Annotated in this window: 18 protein-coding genes and 1 riboswitch; of the genes, 9 read left to right on the top strand and 9 right to left on the bottom strand. The window is 67.5% G+C overall.

Going from position 1 to position 15,311, the window contains the following annotated elements:
* Nucleotide 1 precedes the first annotated feature (1 nt).
* The 4 genes from mdtD to rplM all read right to left on the bottom strand — a co-directional run bounded on the left by mdtD (nt 2) and on the right by rplM (nt 2,907).
* Nucleotides 2–1,429 (bottom strand): multidrug transporter subunit MdtD, encoded by a 1,428-nt coding sequence (mdtD, locus tag ACHMXA_RS30035; RefSeq protein WP_395317467.1) that lies wholly within the window; start codon nt 1,427–1,429, stop codon nt 2–4.
* Between the two features lie 94 nt (nt 1,430–1,523).
* A complete protein-coding gene (erpA, locus tag ACHMXA_RS30040) occupies nt 1,524–1,889 on the bottom strand; it encodes an iron-sulfur cluster insertion protein ErpA (RefSeq protein ID WP_019656358.1) in 366 nt (121 codons plus the stop codon).
* Nucleotides 1,890–2,070: 181 nt separating this feature from the next.
* Nucleotides 2,071–2,463 (bottom strand): 30S ribosomal protein S9, encoded by a 393-nt coding sequence (rpsI, locus tag ACHMXA_RS30045; RefSeq protein ID WP_019656359.1) that lies wholly within the window; start codon nt 2,461–2,463, stop codon nt 2,071–2,073.
* A 12-nt stretch (nt 2,464–2,475) separates the two neighbouring features.
* A complete protein-coding gene (gene rplM / locus ACHMXA_RS30050; protein ID WP_093205810.1) occupies nt 2,476–2,907 on the bottom strand; it encodes a 50S ribosomal protein L13 in 432 nt (143 codons plus the stop codon).
* 198 nt (nt 2,908–3,105) lie between these two features.
* Here rplM and ACHMXA_RS30055 point away from each other — a divergent pair, with 198 nt between their 5' ends.
* On the top strand, nt 3,106–4,059 hold the full coding sequence (locus ACHMXA_RS30055; RefSeq protein ID WP_395317468.1) for a 23S rRNA (adenine(2030)-N(6))-methyltransferase RlmJ: 954 nt from the start codon (nt 3,106–3,108) through the stop codon (nt 4,057–4,059).
* Between the two features lie 24 nt (nt 4,060–4,083).
* On the opposite strand, the gene ACHMXA_RS30060 is transcribed toward ACHMXA_RS30055, so the two are convergent.
* From ACHMXA_RS30060 to ahcY, 4 genes are all read right to left on the bottom strand, one after another.
* The gene (locus ACHMXA_RS30060) at nt 4,084–4,695 is read right to left on the bottom strand and encodes a septal ring lytic transglycosylase RlpA family protein (protein ID WP_395317469.1); all 612 of its coding nucleotides are present in this window, start codon (nt 4,693–4,695) and stop codon (nt 4,084–4,086) included.
* A gap of 62 nt (nt 4,696–4,757) precedes the next feature.
* Nucleotides 4,758–5,582 carry a methylenetetrahydrofolate reductase [NAD(P)H] gene (gene metF, locus ACHMXA_RS30065; protein ID WP_395317470.1) on the bottom strand — a complete coding sequence of 275 codons (825 nt, stop codon included), beginning with the start codon at nt 5,580–5,582 and terminating at the stop codon, nt 4,758–4,760.
* A gap of 10 nt (nt 5,583–5,592) precedes the next feature.
* Nucleotides 5,593–6,369 (bottom strand): TlyA family RNA methyltransferase, encoded by a 777-nt coding sequence (locus ACHMXA_RS30070; RefSeq protein WP_395317471.1) that lies wholly within the window; start codon nt 6,367–6,369, stop codon nt 5,593–5,595.
* Nucleotides 6,370–6,381: 12 nt separating this feature from the next.
* A complete protein-coding gene (gene ahcY, locus ACHMXA_RS30075) occupies nt 6,382–7,821 on the bottom strand; it encodes an adenosylhomocysteinase (RefSeq protein ID WP_176663504.1) in 1,440 nt (479 codons plus the stop codon).
* 67 nt (nt 7,822–7,888) lie between these two features.
* Nucleotides 7,889–7,959: riboswitch (S-adenosyl-L-homocysteine riboswitch) on the bottom strand.
* Nucleotides 7,960–8,208: 249 nt separating this feature from the next.
* Between ahcY and ACHMXA_RS30080 the strand changes: the two genes are divergently transcribed.
* From ACHMXA_RS30080 to ACHMXA_RS30105, 6 genes are all read left to right on the top strand, one after another.
* A complete protein-coding gene (locus tag ACHMXA_RS30080) occupies nt 8,209–10,197 on the top strand; it encodes a hypothetical protein (protein ID WP_395317472.1) in 1,989 nt (662 codons plus the stop codon).
* A gap of 150 nt (nt 10,198–10,347) precedes the next feature.
* Entirely contained in the window at nt 10,348–10,995 is a 648-nt protein-coding gene (locus ACHMXA_RS30085; protein WP_395317473.1) for a hypothetical protein, read from the top strand.
* 165 nt (nt 10,996–11,160) lie between these two features.
* Complete coding sequence (gene phaP, locus ACHMXA_RS30090) at nt 11,161–11,664, top strand: TIGR01841 family phasin (RefSeq protein ID WP_176663507.1); 504 nt, start codon at nt 11,161–11,163, stop codon at nt 11,662–11,664.
* A gap of 16 nt (nt 11,665–11,680) precedes the next feature.
* The gene (locus ACHMXA_RS30095; RefSeq protein WP_395317474.1) at nt 11,681–12,601 is read left to right on the top strand and encodes an alpha/beta fold hydrolase; all 921 of its coding nucleotides are present in this window, start codon (nt 11,681–11,683) and stop codon (nt 12,599–12,601) included.
* Nucleotides 12,602–12,653: 52 nt separating this feature from the next.
* Nucleotides 12,654–13,073 carry a poly(R)-hydroxyalkanoic acid synthase subunit PhaE gene (locus tag ACHMXA_RS30100; protein ID WP_395317475.1) on the top strand — a complete coding sequence of 140 codons (420 nt, stop codon included), beginning with the start codon at nt 12,654–12,656 and terminating at the stop codon, nt 13,071–13,073.
* Nucleotides 13,070–14,143: an alpha/beta fold hydrolase gene (locus ACHMXA_RS30105; protein ID WP_395317476.1), complete on the top strand. Its 1,074-nt coding sequence runs from the start codon at nt 13,070–13,072 to the stop codon at nt 14,141–14,143. Before ACHMXA_RS30100 ends, ACHMXA_RS30105 begins: the two co-directional genes overlap by 4 nt.
* Before the next feature lie 34 nt (nt 14,144–14,177).
* Here the strand turns inward: ACHMXA_RS30105 and ACHMXA_RS30110 are convergent, their stop codons facing one another.
* Complete coding sequence (locus tag ACHMXA_RS30110; protein WP_395317477.1) at nt 14,178–14,363, bottom strand: hypothetical protein; 186 nt, start codon at nt 14,361–14,363, stop codon at nt 14,178–14,180.
* A 203-nt stretch (nt 14,364–14,566) separates the two neighbouring features.
* On the opposite strand from ACHMXA_RS30110, the gene ACHMXA_RS30115 reads away from it, so the two are divergent.
* Both ACHMXA_RS30115 and ACHMXA_RS30120 read left to right on the top strand, forming a co-directional pair.
* Entirely contained in the window at nt 14,567–14,755 is a 189-nt protein-coding gene (locus ACHMXA_RS30115) for a hypothetical protein (RefSeq protein WP_395317478.1), read from the top strand.
* Between the two features lie 25 nt (nt 14,756–14,780).
* Nucleotides 14,781–15,251 (top strand): hypothetical protein, encoded by a 471-nt coding sequence (locus tag ACHMXA_RS30120; protein ID WP_395317479.1) that lies wholly within the window; start codon nt 14,781–14,783, stop codon nt 15,249–15,251.
* Nucleotides 15,252–15,311: the final 60 nt, after the last annotated feature.

A 15,311-nucleotide genomic window follows, 5' to 3' on the forward strand; every position in this document is an offset into this window, starting at 1 on the left:
ATCAGCCCTGGCCGGAAACCTCCGGCTGCGCAGGGTGCGGCGCGCGCACTTCCGACGGCAGATGCCAGAAGATCAGCGCGGAAGCGATCGTGATGAGCCCCATGGTCGCAAAAGTCGCCTGAAAGGCGTCCAGCGTGTGGGCCGGCGTGTCGGTGCCGAAGACGCCGTTGTAGCCCGCCAGCACCGCGCCCGCAGCGGCCACGCCCATGCTCATCGCCAGCATCTGCACCATCGACAGCAGGCTGTTGCCGCTGCTGGCCATGCTGCCGTCCATGTCCTTCAGGGTGATCGTGTTCATCGCCGTGAACTGCAGCGAATTGACCGCCCCGAAGGCCAGCAGCTGCAGCACGTGCAGCGCCATCGGCTGGCCCGGCGCCGTGAGCCCGAAGCTGGCCATGGTGCAGCCCACGAGGATGGTGTTGACCACCAGCACCTTGCGGTAGCCGTTGCGCCTGATCAGCGGCGTGGCGAAGCGCTTCATGGCCATGCCGGCCAGGGCGATCGGCAGCATCATCAGCCCGGCGTGCACGGGCGAGTAGCCCATCGACACCTGCAGCAGCAGCGGCACCAGGAAGGGCATGCAGCTGCTGCCCAGCCGAGAGAAGAGGTTGCCGATCAGCCCGATGCTGAGCGTGGGCACATGGAAGAGCGAGGGCGCGAAAAGCGGCTCGGGCGTGCGCGAGGCGCGCAGCCAGTAGCCGGAGATGCTCGCGAAGCCGAAGATCAGCACGACCAGCACGCCGCCCTGGCGCAGGCCCACGCCGTCCAGCGCGAGCGAGATCGCCACCATGCCGAAGGCCAGCATCGCGTAGCCCACGCTATCGAAGCGCTTGATCGTCACGCCGCGCAGGTCGGGCATGTACTTCAGGGTGGCGATGCACCCGGCCAGGCCCACGGGCACGTTGATCAGGAAGATCCAGTGCCAGGAGGCGTACTGCACCAGCCACCCGCCCAGCGTGGGGCCCAGCAGGGGCCCGATGAGCCCCGGAATGGCCACGAAGCTCATCGCCTGGAGGAACTCCCCGCGCGGCACCGTGCGCAGCAGCGACAGCCGCCCCACGGGCAGCAGCAGCGCCCCGCCGAGCCCCTGCACCACGCGCGCGGCCACCAGCTGGCCCAGGCTGTGCGACAACGCGCACAGCACCGAGCCCAGCGCGAACAGCACGATGGCCGAGAAGAACACCCTCCGCGTGCCGAAGCGGTCGGCGATCCAGCCCGAGGCGGGAATCAGCATCGCCATGGTGAGCGCATAGGCCACCACCACCGACTGCATGCGCAGCGGGCTCTCGCCAAGGCTCGCGGCCATCGCCGGCAGCGCCGTGTTGATGATGGTGGCGTCGAGCGTCTGCATGAAGAAGCCGACGGCGACGAGCCACAGCAGGCTCTTGCGGACGGGATCGGCGGTGGCGGCTTCGGCCTCGGATGTCATGGGTGGCAGGGGCGGAAAAAACGGCGGGGAACGAAAAAGCCGCCCGGAGGCGGCTTTTTTCAGAGGGGCTGGGTGAGCAGCATTCGGCCGGAGATCAGGCCGAGAAGCTCGATCCGCAACCGCAGGTGCTGGTGGCGTTCGGGTTCTTGATCACGAACTGAGCGCCCTGCAGGTCTTCCTTGTAGTCGATCTCGGCGCCGACAAGGTACTGGTAGCTCATGGCGTCGATCAGCAGCGACACACCGTTCTTGGTCATGGTGGTGTCGTCCTCGTTGGTGATCTCGTCGAAGGTGAACCCGTACTGGAAGCCGGAGCAGCCGCCGCCCTGCACGAACACGCGCAGCTTGAGGTCGGGGTTGCCTTCTTCGGCGATCAGGTCGGCCACCTTGGCTGCCGCGCTGTCGGTGAAGATGATCGGCTCGGGCATCTGGGTCTGGATGTTTTCGGCTACGGCGCTCATGGACTGATAACTCCTTGGGGGGCCGATTGTGCGGCCAATGAAACGAATCCTACTGCAATGACGCATTCCCGGCAGGCCGGGCTGGCGCGCACCCCATTGCAAGTGGGGTCGGCGCACCCCGCGCCAAGGGCGTTCCAATGAAAAAGCCGCCCGAAGGCGGCTTTTGCTCGCAGGAAGCGGATCAGCGCTTGCTGAACTGCTTGCGGCGACGGGCGGAGTGCAGACCGACCTTCTTGCGCTCGACTTCACGTGCATCGCGCGTGACGTAGCCAGCCTGGCTCAGCACCGACTTCAGACCTGCGTCGTAGTCGATCAGCGCACGGGTGATGCCGTGACGGGTAGCGCCAGCCTGGCCGGATTCGCCACCGCCGTGCACGTTGACCATCACGTCGAAGGTTTCGAGGTTGTTGGTCAGCGCGAGGGGTTGCTTCGCGATCATGATCGAGGTTTCGCGGCCAAAGAAATCCTGGATGTCCTTGCCGTTGACCGTGATCTTGCCCGAGCCCTTTTTCAGAAACACGCGGGCGACGCTCGATTTGCGACGGCCGGTGCCATTGTTCCATTCACCAATCATTCTCAAGGCTCCTTACAGTTCCAGCACTTTGGGCTGTTGGGCGGTATGCGGGTGCTCAGCGCCACCGTACACCTTGAGTTTCTTGATCATTGCGTAACCGAGCGGGCCCTTGGGCAGCATGCCCTTGACAGCCTTTTCCAGGGCGCGGCCCGGATGCTTGTTCTGCATGTCGCGGAAGTTGGTCGCCGTGATGCCGCCCGGGTAGCCCGAATGACGGTAGTACACCTTGTCGATGGACTTGGCGCCGGTGACGCGCAGTTGCGATGCGTTGATGATGACGATGAAGTCACCGGTATCGACGTGAGGCGTGTAAATGGCCTTGTGTTTGCCGCGCAGACGGAGAGCAACTTCGCTGGCTACTCGTCCGAGGACCTTGTCGGTCGCGTCAATCACAAACCACTCGTGCGTCACGTCAGCGGGCTTGGCGCTGAACGTTTTGGTCATGAGTTTTTCTCTTGAAAGAGGGTTTGGCGGGCCCTTTTCCACGGTCGGCGTTCCTCTGTTGGGAATCTCTTAGGTGGGTTTGGAAGTCTTCGCCGCGGGGCCACAAAAACGCTGCGAAGCCCGCGATTATACGAAGAATGACCCCGCCCAGGCAAATTCGTGCCTTCGCGGCCCCAACACCGTTACCATCCTTCCCCTATGTTCAGCTACCGCCACGCCTTCCATGCCGGCAACCACGCCGACGTGCTCGAGCACACGGTGCTGATTGCCACGCTCGACCACCTGCTCGAAAAAGAAGCAGCCCTGACGGTCGTCGACACCCACGCCGGCGCCGGCCTCTACCGGCTGGACGGCGACTACGCCGGCACCAGCGGCGAGGCGGCAGACGGCGTCCTGCGCCTTCTTTCGGACAAGAAAGAGCCCGCCGCACCGGCTCCCGCAGCGAAGTCCGCTACCAAAAAAGTAGCAGCCGAGACCGAAGCCCCGCTGGCCGACGCGATCGCCCGCTACCTGGCCGTGATCGGCGACTTCAACCCCAAGGGCGGCGCCCGCGTCTACCCCGGCTCGCCCTTCATCGTGCAGCACCTGCTGCGCGACCACGACAAGCTCAAGCTCTTCGAACTGCACCCCACCGACGCGCGCACGCTGGACGCCAACATCGCCCAGCTCGAGGCCGGCCGCCAGATCGCCGTGCTTCGCGAGGACGGCTTCGGCAGCGCCACCAAGTTCCTGCCGCCGCCGTCGCGCCGCGCGCTGGTGCTGATGGACCCCAGCTACGAGATGAAGACCGACTACGGCCGCGTGCTCGACTTCACGGCCGAGGCGCTCAAGCGCTTCGCCACGGGCACCTACGCGGTCTGGTATCCGATCATTCCGCGCCCCGAGGCGCACGACCTGCCACGCCGGCTCAAGACGATGGCGACCAAGGCCGGCAAGTCATGGCTGCACGCCACGCTGACGGTTAAGTCCAGCAAGATCACGAAAGATGCCGCCTCGGGCGAGACGCACCGGCCGGGACTGCCCGCCAGCGGCATGTTCCTGATCAATCCGCCCTACACGCTGAAGCCGCTGCTGGCGGCCGCGCTGCCGCAACTGGTGCAGCGCCTTGGCCAGGACCGCAACGCGGCCTTCTCGCTCGATTCGGGCGGCTGAGCCAGCCGCCCTTTTCGCGTCCGCCTATTTGCGGCGACGGGGCGGCACGACCGCCTTGCGCCGTGCCGGAGCCGGCGCACGCACACGCTGCTGCGGCTCGCTCGATGCCGTGGGCGCCGCTGCATCGCCAGCTTCCACCGGCAGCCCGCCGCAGCGCATGCCGTCGCGGTCGACCACCGTCAGCGCCACCTGCTTGATGCCCAGCCCGGTCAGGCCGATCCGGTCGGCCGCCGCGCGGCTCAGGTCGATCACGCGGCCCGCCGCATAGGGGCCCCGGTCGTTGATGCGCACCAGCACCTCGCTTCCGTTGACGAGGCTGCGAACGCACACGCGCGTGTTGAAGGGAAGGGTCTTGTGCGCCGCCGTCATGGCGGTCATGTCGAAGCGCTCGCCGCTGGCGGTCTTGCGCTGGTGGAACTGGATGCCGTACCAGGAGGCGCCGCCGCGCTCGAAGATCTCGCGCGGCCCGTCGTCGGGCACGCCGTCGTCCGGGGCCTGCTCGCCGGTGCCGGAGACGCTGAGGTCATAGCGCACCGCCGGCACGCTGGAGCGCGCGGCCGCACCCGGGGGCACCGCGATGGCGCGCGGCAGGGGCAGCAATTTCGCGTTGCCGTCGGCGTCGGTCGCGGGCGGCATGGCGCATCCCGCAAGAACGCAGGTCGTCGCGACAAGCGCCGCCCGGAGCCCCGCGCGCCCTCTCAATCGAGGCGCTCCAGCACAGCCAGCGTGGCCGCCGACTGGTTCATCGTGTAGAAATGCAGCGCCGGCGCGCCGCCTTCCTGCAGGCGCGCGCAAAGGTCGGTGACCACGTCGAGGCCGAAGGACTTGATCGACGCCGTGTCGTCGCCGAAGCCCTGCAGCCGCAGGCGGATCCAGCGCGGGATCTCCGCGCCGCAGGCGTCCGAGAAGCGCATGAGCTGCGTCGAGCTGGTGATCGGCATGATGCCCGGCACGATCGGCGTGTCGAGACCGAGCTTGCGCACGTCGTCGACGAAGCGGAAGTACGCCTCGGGACTGAAGAAGTACTGCGTGATCGCCGAGTCGGCACCCGCCTTCACCTTGGCGGCGAAGGCCTGCAGGTCGGCTTCGGGCGAGCGGGCCTGCGGGTGGATCTCGGGGTAGCAGGCCACCTCGATGTGGAAGTCGCGGCCGGTCTCCTCGCGGATGAAGCCGACGAGGTCGCTCGCGTACTGGAACTCGCCGCCGATGCCGTAGCCGCTGGGCAGGTCGCCGCGCAGCGCCACCAGGCGCTTGACGCCCATGGCCTTCAGCTCGGCGAGCTGCTCGCGCACGGTGGCGCGCGTGGCGCCGATGCACGAGAAGTGGCTCGCGGCATCCACGCCCTCGGCCAGGATCTCCTGCACCGCGCCGAAGGTGCCCTGGTGCGTGGAACCGCCCGCGCCGTACGTGACCGAGCAGAACTGCGGCTTGCGCGCGTACAGCTGCTGGCGCACGGCGCGCAGCTTGACCGCGCCTTCGGGCGTCTTGGTCGGGAAGAATTCGAAACTCAACGGAAGGCGCACCTGCGTCTCCTTAGGAGCCGTTCGCGCGCACGGCACGCTCGGCGTGAATGAAAAACTCGCGGTTGCCGTCGCCCCCGACGATCGGGCTGTCGAACCACTGCAGCACCTTGAGGCCGAGCGCCTCGCAGGCGTCGCGCAGGCGCTTCTCGACCACCGCGTACAGCGCGTCGTCGCGCACGATGCCGCCCTTGCCGACCTGGCCGGGCTGCAGCTCGAACTGCGGCTTGACCAGCATCAGCAGACGGCCGTCGTCGGCCATGAATCCAACGACCGCCGGCAGCACCAGCGTGAGCGAGATGAACGACAGGTCGCCCACGATCAGGTCGAAGCGCGCATCGCCCTCTTCGCCCAGATCGTCGGCCGACAGCGCACGCGCATTGACGCCTTCGATGGCCACCACGCGCTCGTCCTCGCGCAGCCGCGCATGCAGCTGCCCGTGGCCGACGTCGACGCCCACCACCTTGGCCGCGCCGCGCTGCAGCAGGCAATCGGTGAAGCCGCCGGTCGACTGGCCCACGTCGAGGCACAGCTTGCCGGCGGGATCGATACCACTCGCGGCCAGCGCGCCCTCGAGCTTGAGCCCGCCGCGCGACACGTAGCGCGCCTCCGCCGCATCGACGAGTTCGAGCTCGGCCGATTCGGGCACGTCGTCCTTGTTCTTGACGACATTGCGCCACGCATCGCTCGTGCCCGCGTCACGCCAGCGCAAACCGCCGGCAATGAGCCGCACGGCCTGCGAACGCGACGCGGCCAGGCCGCGCTCCACCAGCAGTTGATCGGCGCGCATGCGCTCTGCCGATCAGTAGCGGTACGTGTCCGGCTTGTAGGGGCCGTTCTTGTCCACGCCGATGTAGGCGGCCTGCGTGTCGGTCAGCTCGGTGAGCATGGCGCCGACCTTCTTCAGGTGCAGGCGCGCGACCTTCTCGTCGAGGTGCTTCGGCAGCACGTAGACCTTGCCGGCCTGGTAGGCGTCGGGCTTGGTGAACAGCTCGATCTGGGCGATGGTCTGGTTCGCGAACGACGACGACATCACGAAGCTCGGATGGCCCGTGCCGCAGCCCAGGTTCACGAGGCGGCCCTTGGCCAGCAGGATGATCTTCTTGCCGTCGGGGAACTTGATGTGGTCGACCTGCGGCTTGATCTCTTCCCACTCGTACTTCTCGATCGACGCGACGTCGATCTCGTTGTCGAAGTGGCCGATGTTGCAGACGATGGCCTGGTCCTTCATGGCGGCCATGTGCTCGTGGCGGATCACGTCGCGGTTGCCGGTGGTGGTCACGAAGATGTCGGCCTTGTCGGCGGCGTATTCCATCGTCACGACCTTGTAGCCTTCCATGGCGGCCTGCAGGGCGTTGATCGGGTCGATCTCGGTCACCCACACCTGCGCCGACAGCGCGCGCAGCGCCTGGGCCGAGCCCTTGCCCACGTCGCCGTAGCCGGCCACCAGCGCCACCTTGCCGGCGATCATCACGTCGGTGGCGCGCTTGATGCCGTCCACCAGCGACTCGCGGCAGCCGTACAGGTTGTCGAACTTGCTCTTGGTGACCGAGTCGTTCACGTTGATGGCGCGGAACAGCAGCGTGCCCTTGGCGGACATCTCGTTCAGGCGGTGCACGCCGGTGGTGGTTTCTTCGGTCACGCCGATGATCTCGGCCGACTTGCGGGTGTACCAGGTGCCGTCGACGGCCAGCTTGGCCTTGATGGCGGCGTAGAGGATGCGTTCTTCCTCGCTGGTCGGGTTGGCGAGCACGCTCTGGTCCTTCTCGGCGCGCTGGCCCAGGTGCATCAGCAGCGTGGCGTCGCCGCCGTCGTCCAGGATCATGTTCGGGCCTTCGCCCTTCGAGCCCTTGGGGCCGAAGTCGAAGATGGCGTGGGTGTAGTCCCAGTAGTCCTTCAGCGACTCGCCCTTGATCGCGAACACCGGCGTGCCGGCAGCGGCGATGGCGGCGGCGGCGTGGTCCTGCGTCGAGAAGATGTTGCACGAGGCCCAGCGCACCTGCGCGCCCAGCGCCTGCAGCGTCTCGATCAGCACGGCCGTTTGAATGGTCATGTGCAGCGAGCCGGTGATGCGCGCGCCCTTCAGCGGCTGCGACTTCGAGAACTCCTCGCGGATGGCCATCAGGCCGGGCATCTCGGTTTCCGCGATCTTGATCTCCTTGCGGCCCCAGGCGGCAAGGGACAGGTCGGCGATCGCCTGGTCGGCGGTCGAAACGGGGGTGGGCTTGAGAACAGCGCTCATGGGAACTCCAACAAAACTGGTTTGAAAGATGCCGCCGGATACGGGGAAAAAGGCTCACCGCAAGAACAGCGGGTGAGCGTCGTTGCGATATGTGGTCCGAGCCTCACGCCTGACGGCGCTGCAACGCTCCTCGGAGGGGCGGATTGTAGACGGGGCCAAAGCCCACGCCAATGCTCGGTCGCCTGGCTGACATTTGTCACCCGCCGCAACAAAGCGACCTCTTGTTACGATTTCTTCGGGTTTGGTTCAGCAGCCAACCGGCCTGCTGTCGAGCCTATTTGAATACAAAAGGGCACAAAAATGAGGATAACGAGGAATCTCGCTGGCTGGTGCATCGCTGCCTTGCTGGCGGCTTGCGGGGGAGGAGGTGGTGGCGGTTCCGGCGGCTTGTCGCTGTCGGCGGGCGGCAGTTCCAAGCCGGAAGCCCGGGCCGCCAAGACCCTGGGCACGCCCGACGCGCGCAACGGCAGCTACCGCGTCTACGCTGCCAACGGCACGCAGCAGCAGCTCTCGGTCGACTTCGACGCCGGCAGCTACACCATGACGGACAACCTCGGCGTGGCCGAGTCGGGCACCTTTGCCGAGGATTTCACCGAGCCGGGCACCTACGTGTTCGCGAGCAGCCGCATCACCACCGCGGCCAACACCTCGCGCTTCCGCGTGACGAGCGACGCCATCGTGGGCGCGTTCCCATTCCAGACCGCGTACTCGAGCCCCGCCGCGTATGCCGCGCAGCCCTTCGTGGCGGCGCGCAACTTCGTGGCCACTGCGGCGCTGATCGACGGCACCTACAACCGCTTCAGCATCACGCGCAGCCCCGGCGGCGTGCAGGACTCGACGATCCTCTCGATGCGCCTGTCGGGCAGCGGCACGGTGCTGGAGATCTGCAACGACGCGATCATCTACAGGATCGACCTCTGCCCCGCGTCCTCGAAGCGCACCTACGCGGTCACGGCCGGCACCGACGATGCCTGGGTCACGACCAACGTGGCCAACAGCAGCGACATCGGCGGCTTCCGCGTCGCGCGCATCGGCGGCCAGAACGTCTACCTGAATGGCGGCATCAGCGTCTCGCCGGCCCAGCAGTTCATGCGCATCGCCCTGCCCGAATCGTCGAACTGGCCGACCACGCGCGGCATCGGCTCGTCGACCACGAGCAGCTGGGGCACGAACCTGATCAGCACGACCAGCACGGTGCGCACCTCCACCGGCACCGACGACACCTACGGCACCCTGACGATGCCGGTGGACAGCACCGCCTACGCGAACCAGCCCCTGGGCATCCGCGGCGTCAACTTCACCGGGGCGAACAAGTACTTCGCGATGCAGGCCGGCGAGCTTTCGGTACTGGTGGGCGCGCGCAGCAACACCGCCACGCAGGGCTACATCCAGCTCAACCTGATCGACAACGGCGCCACGCCCGACGCGCGCAACGGCCGCTACAAGGTCTACGCCACCAACGGCTCGCGGCAGACGCTCGCGCTGAACCTCGACAGCAAGCGCTACCAGATGACAGATGCCGCCGGCACCGTCGCCTCGGGCAGCTTCGCCGAGGACACGGCGGAAGCCGGCAGCTTCATCTTCGACAGCAGCCGCATCACGAGCCCCGCGAACACGGCGCGCTTCCGCTTCACGACGGACACGGTGGTCGGCGCGTTCCCGTTCGCGGTCGCGCAGCTCACGCCCGAGAGCTACGCCGTGCGGCCCTTCGTGGCATCGCGCGCTCTGGTGAAGACGCAGAGTGCGCTCGACGGCACCTACAACCGGCTGGGCATCAACATGACGGCCACCGGCGGCGATTCGTCGATCACGCAGATCCAGATCGCCAACGGCGGCACCGTGCTCTACCTGTGCAACGACAACGTGATCTACCGGATCGACAACTGCCCAGCGGCGTCCGTGCTGACGTACAGCGTGTCGGCTGGCACCACGGTGGACACCTGGCGCATCGTGAACGTGGCCAATCCGTCGGACAACGGCACCTTCGCGGTCGCGCGCGTCGGAGGCGAGAACATCTACCTCTCGGCCGGCAACGTGGCGTCCACGCCCCCGAGGTCGGTGTTCCGCATCGGCCTGCCCGAGCGCGCCGCATGGCCCACCGTCATCGCGCGCGGCGGCGCCACCAACGGCAGCTGGGGCAGCACCGGCGCCGACGCTTCCTACTACACGCGCACGCAGACGCTCCCTGACGGCACCAGCGCCACGCTCGCCGCGACGCTGGGCTCCATGGGCACGAACGGTCCGCTCAACATGCGCGCGGCGACTTTCACCGGGCCGAACTACCACTTCGCCAGCCAAAGCAGCAAGCTCTTCGCGATGGTCGGCTCGCGCAACCCGGCCACGGCCGGCGCGATGGAGATCGGCCTGATCGACTGACGCCGCGAGCGCTTCGCTCCGAATGAAGGCCGCATGCCGCGTTGCGAGGCATGCGGCCTTTTTTCTTGCTCATTCAGGGCTAAGTCGGCCGCCAGCACGATTCGCCGGCGGGACGTACATTGACCAGCCCCATCGTCCCCGAAAGCCCACATGCCGATTCATTCGTCCAGCGCGTCCAAGGCTCCCCTGCTCGCCGCCGTTGCCGCCCTTTGCCTGACAGCCCTCCTGCCGGCCGTCGCCTCGGCCCAGAACGCCGACACCGTCCGCATCCGCGGCACCCTCGTGCGCGTCGACGCCAGCACCCTCGTGGTGCAGGCCCGCGGCGGCGAGGTCGTCTCGCTCGCGCGTCCGGCCGACCTGGCTGTCTCCGAGGTCTATCCGATCAAGCTTTCGGACATCAAGCACGGCAGCTTCATCGGCACCGCCGCCATGCCGCAGGCCGACGGCACGCAGAAGGCGCTCGAAGTGGTCGTGTTCCCCGAGGCCGCGCGCGGCACGGGCGAGGGCCATCGCCCCTGGGACCTGCTGCCCGAAAGCACCATGACCAACGCCACCGTCGCGGACCTGGCCGCGGCGCCGAAGTCGGTGCGCGGCGGCCAGCAACTGCACCTGACCTACAAGGGCGGCGAGAAGACCGTCGTCGTGCCGCCCGACGTGCCGGTGGTCACCTTCCGCCCCGGCACCGACGCGCTGCTGGTGCCCGGCGCACGTGTGCTGGTCAACGCGCAGGAGAAGAACGGCACGCCCACCGCGTTGCGCGTGACCGCCGGGCGCAACGGCTTCGCGCCGCCGATGTAGGCTGGGCCACGAGCGGGAGCCCGGCACCCAAGGGAAATCCCGCAGGCATTTTTGTCGCGGCGGCAACCTGCGGCGCTCCGGCGCGGCGTATCGTGGCGAGGGATTTTTGCCGTCAGGCTTGGTCCCTGCCATCCACACGTCCAACGTCACAGGAGATCCCGCACCATGGCCACTGCCAAGAAAGCCGCAGCGAAGAAGACCACCGCCAGCAGTAGCAGCAGCAGTACCTCCGGCACGAAGAAGGCGGCGCCGAACGCCGCGGACATGCTCAACCCGCTGAAAGGCATGGCCGACCGGCTGCAGAGCCTCAACCTGACCGGCGGCGCCGGCAAGCTGCTGGAGAGCGGCCGCAAGGATCTGGCCGCCCTGATGCAGGCCAACGAGAAGTCCTACCAGGGCCTGCAGACCGTGGTGCAGCGGCAGACGGAGATGATCAAGAGCGCCATTTCCGAGTGGCAGGCCGCCGCCAAGGAAATGCCCGGCAAGGACCCGAAGGAGAACCTCGCCAAGCTCGACGAACTCGGCCGCCAGTCGTTCCAGCGCGCCATCGACGACATCAAGGAGCTGGCCAACCTCGCGGCCAAGTCGCAGGCCGACGCCTTCGACGTGGTGCGCCAGCGCATCCAGGCCAACGTGGACGAAGTGACGAAGCTGCTCCAGCGCAAGTAGGCACGGGGGCCAACGCATGTCCGCAGTTCCGCCCCGCGTGGAGCGGCGCACACACGCCAACGGCATCGAGCTGGCGTGGGACAGCTTCGGCGACCCGGCCGGCTCGCCGCTGCTGCTGGTCATGGGCCTCGGCGCGCAGATGGTGGCGTGGGACGACGCCTTCTGCGCCAGGCTCGCCGAAGCCGGCGGGCACCGCGTGATCCGCTTCGACAACCGCGACATCGGCCATTCGACGCACCTCACGCTGCTCGGCGTGCCCGACATCCAGGCGCTGATGGCGCAGGCGATGGCCGGCCTGCCGCTGCGAGCGCCTTACGACCTGCGCGACATGGCGGCCGACTGCGTCGGGCTGCTCGACGCGCTGGGCATCGAGCGCGCGCACGTCGTGGGCGCCTCGATGGGCGGCGCCATCGGCCAGGAGATGTGCATCCATCACGCGCAGCGGATGCTGTCGTTCACCAGCATCATGTCGAGCACCGGCGCGCCGGGCCTGCCGCCGCCCACACCCGAGGCGATGGCGGTGCTGTTCTCACCCGCGCCGACCACCTTCGCGGCCTACCAGGCGCACCACGCGAAGGTGTGGCGCGTGCTGCGCGGACCGGGGAGCTTTCCGCTCGACGAAGCGCGCGATGCCGAGAAGGCGCAGCTCGTCTTCCTGCGCGGCCTCAACCCGGCCGGCGTGGCGCGGCAGCTCGCCGCCATCCTGGCCTCCGGCAACCGCAAGCCCGCGCTTCGCGAAGTGCGCGTGCCCACGCTGGTGATCCACGGCGACGACGATCCGCTGGTGCCGGTGGCATGCGGCGTGGACGTGGCCGATGCGATCACGGGGTCGCAGCTGCTGCGCATCCCGGGAATGGGGCACGCATTGCCGATCCCGATGTGGCCGCAGATCGTCGAGGCCATCGCGGCGCACACGGCGCGGCACGCCGGCACCTGAGGCAGCGGCGACAGGAACAAGGCGACAGACAGGAAAGAAGGGAGCTTCCGCCATGACGAACAAGTTCTCTCCCCTCGACCCCATGGCCATGTGGCGCGAACTCACGGCCCAGTGGGAAAAGAGCACCAACGAATTCGCCAACGAGACCATGGCCTCGGACCCGTTCCGCCAGGGCATGCACGGCGGCATGAACGCCTCGCTCACCGCCCAGAAAGCGCTGGGCGACCTGATGGCGCGCTACCTCACGATGCTGAATCTGCCGACGCGCGCCGACCTGCAGGCGCTCGGCGAACAGCTGCAGCGCATCGACGACCATCTGGCGCGCATCGCCCGCGCGGTAGAAGGAAGCGGTGCCGCCGTGGCATCGGCCGCGCCCGGACCGCGCCGCACACGCCAGCCGCCGAACCCGCCGCCGGCCGCGGCGACCCGGCCCGCACGCACGCGCAAGCCCGCGGGAAAGCGCCGGTCATGACCGCCGAAGCCGACGCATTCGTCCTGCCCGACATCGCCTCGGAGATCGAACGGGCGATCCAGCGCAACATCAAGGGCCTGGATTTCCTCACCACCACCGCCCCTTCCGTCGGCCAGACGCCCAAGGACGAGATCCACCGCCGCGGCACGCTGAGCCTGTACCACTACCGGCCCATGGCCGACGAGATCTACCGCGTGCCGCTGCTGATCGTGATGGCGACCACCAACCGCGGCTACATCCTCGACCTGGCGCCGGGCCAGAGCATGGTCGAGCACCTGCTGCTGCAGGGCTACGACGTCTACATGATGGATTGGAACGCCCCGCGCCCGCAGGAAAAATACCTGCGCATCGAGGACTACGTGCTCGACTTCATCCCCGATTCCATCCGCCGCGTGCAGGAGCGCTCAGGCGAGGAAGACGTCACGCTCGTGGGCTACTGCATGGGCGGCGTGCTCTCCACGCTGTACGCCGCGCTGCACCCCGGCGGGCCGATGAAGAATCTCGCGCTCTTCACCACGCCCATCGACTTCAGCCGCATGAAGCTCTTCCATGCGTGGTCGGACCGCCGCTACTTCGACGTCGACCGGCTCATCGACACCGTGGGCAACGTGCCGCCCGAGATGCTCTTCGCCTCCTTCGACATGCTGCGCCCCGCCGGCCGCAGCGCGGGCATGGTGCAGCTGTGGGACAACATGGACAACGACGAATTCGTCAAGTCGTACCGCATGTTCGACCGCTGGGGCAACGAGATGCTGCCGCTGGCCGGCGAGTACTTCCGCCAGACCGTCAAGGAGCTCATGTGGGGCAACAAGCTGCACAAGGGCGAGCTGGTGATCGGCGGGCAGAAGGTGCAACTGAAGAACATCAAGGTGCCGGTGCTGCACGCCCTCGCGCAGCACGACCACATCGTTCCCTACGAGGCCGGGCAGCCGCTGGTGGCTGGCATCGGCTCTGCCGACAAGGAGGAAGTGGTGCTCAAGGGCGGCCACGTCAGCCTCGCCGCCGGGCCCAACGCGGTGCGCCGGTTGTGGCCCAAACTGGACGAATGGCTTGGAGTGCGATCGACATGAGCATCACCACCGTGACCGACTCTTTCTCGCGGACCTACCCGCGCACCGTGACCAGCAGCGAGGGCAGCATCGTCCTGCGCCTCATGGCCGCCGAAGACGCCGACGCCGTGCTCGCCTTCGCGCAGGCATTGCCGGCGCACGACCTGCTCTTTCTGCCGCGCGACATCACCCAGCCCAAGGTGATGAGCGCCTGGGTGCGCGCCATCGAGCGCGGCGACATCGACAGCGTGCTCGCGGTGCGCGACGAGACGGTGCTCGGCTGCGCGGCGGTGATTCGCGATCCGCACTCCTGGTCCAGCCACGTCGCCGAACTGCGCGTGCTCGCCGCCCCCCGAGCTGCGCGGCAGCGGCCTGGGCCACAAGCTCGCGCGCGAGGCCTGCGCCCTGGCCATCGAGCGAGGGGCGGAAAAGCTCGTCGCCCGCATGACCGTCGACCAGCGCGGCGCCATCGCCGTCTTCCAGGCCCTGGGGTTCAAGCCCGAGGCGCTGCTGGGCAAGCACGTGAAGGACCGACAGGGCATGGCACACGACATCGTGGTGCTGAGCCAGGATGTGGCGCGGTTCGAGGCGCAGATGCGGGCGTATGGGATGAACGAGGCGCTCGGGGGCTGAGCACTGATCCCTGCACAATGCACTGATGCAGAAGGAGCCCCTCTACCGCAAGGTGAACACCAAGGCGCGCAATGTGCACCATCTTTTTGGGGGCGACTACCGCCACGAACGAAACACCAAGGATTCCATGCGCTCGGATGCCACCCGAAGCGCCATGCATGGGAAACATCAGCGCGGGCTCGACTACACCCCCTTGTTCAGGTTCCTCCTCTCCAAAGTCGGCGCCGACTGGAACTCGGTGCATAGCGAAGCCGTGTCGCGGCTCGATCGGCCCGAGCCCATCTTTTGGCTGGTGGCGCTGCGCGACGACCAGCGGCAGGACGTCGTCAGGGTCGGCGATTCAAGCTATTACAGCGGCCTGTTTGTCGATGACGAGGGCAAGCTGCAAGTAGTCAACCCGGCGCTGGGGCCCGAGCAGATGGTGCCCAGCTGCCCATGCTGCACTCACACCTTCAACGGTGTCCGCTGCACCGGACACGGCGGGCAAGAGGACTGAAATCGGGACTTGTCGAAGCTGCCTTTTAAAATCGCGGATTCCCCCCGCAGATTGCCCATC

The sequence above is a fragment of the Variovorax sp. UC74_104 genome, from assembly GCF_044055375.1.
In the GTDB taxonomy this organism is placed as follows: domain Bacteria; phylum Pseudomonadota; class Gammaproteobacteria; order Burkholderiales; family Burkholderiaceae_C; genus Variovorax.

Bases quoted from the DNA above. Each gene is read 5' to 3' on its own strand.
- ahcY (WP_176663504.1), bottom strand. From the start codon at position 7,821: ATGAGCGCTGTTCTCAAGCCCACCCCCGTTTCGACCGCCGACCAGGCG.
- ACHMXA_RS30100 (WP_395317475.1), top strand. From the start codon at position 12,654: ATGACGAACAAGTTCTCTCCCCTCGACCCCATGGCCATGTGGCGCGAA.
- ACHMXA_RS30070 (WP_395317471.1), bottom strand. From the start codon at position 6,369: ATGCGCGCCGATCAACTGCTGGTGGAGCGCGGCCTGGCCGCGTCGCGT.
- rpsI (WP_019656359.1), bottom strand. From the start codon at position 2,463: ATGATTGGTGAATGGAACAATGGCACCGGCCGTCGCAAATCGAGCGTC.
- ACHMXA_RS30115 (WP_395317478.1), top strand. From the start codon at position 14,567: ATGACCGTCGACCAGCGCGGCGCCATCGCCGTCTTCCAGGCCCTGGGG.
- rplM (WP_093205810.1), bottom strand. From the start codon at position 2,907: ATGACCAAAACGTTCAGCGCCAAGCCCGCTGACGTGACGCACGAGTGG.
- ACHMXA_RS30060 (WP_395317469.1), bottom strand. From the start codon at position 4,695: ATGCCGCCCGCGACCGACGCCGACGGCAACGCGAAATTGCTGCCCCTG.
- ACHMXA_RS30085 (WP_395317473.1), top strand. From the start codon at position 10,348: ATGCCGATTCATTCGTCCAGCGCGTCCAAGGCTCCCCTGCTCGCCGCC.
- erpA (WP_019656358.1), bottom strand. From the start codon at position 1,889: ATGAGCGCCGTAGCCGAAAACATCCAGACCCAGATGCCCGAGCCGATC.
- ACHMXA_RS30095 (WP_395317474.1), top strand. From the start codon at position 11,681: ATGTCCGCAGTTCCGCCCCGCGTGGAGCGGCGCACACACGCCAACGGC.
- ACHMXA_RS30110 (WP_395317477.1), bottom strand. From the start codon at position 14,363: ATGTCGCCGCGCTCGATGGCGCGCACCCAGGCGCTCATCACCTTGGGC.
- ACHMXA_RS30120 (WP_395317479.1), top strand. From the start codon at position 14,781: ATGCAGAAGGAGCCCCTCTACCGCAAGGTGAACACCAAGGCGCGCAAT.
- ACHMXA_RS30055 (WP_395317468.1), top strand. From the start codon at position 3,106: ATGTTCAGCTACCGCCACGCCTTCCATGCCGGCAACCACGCCGACGTG.
- ACHMXA_RS30105 (WP_395317476.1), top strand. From the start codon at position 13,070: ATGACCGCCGAAGCCGACGCATTCGTCCTGCCCGACATCGCCTCGGAG.
- mdtD (WP_395317467.1), bottom strand. From the start codon at position 1,429: ATGACATCCGAGGCCGAAGCCGCCACCGCCGATCCCGTCCGCAAGAGC.
- phaP (WP_176663507.1), top strand. From the start codon at position 11,161: ATGGCCACTGCCAAGAAAGCCGCAGCGAAGAAGACCACCGCCAGCAGT.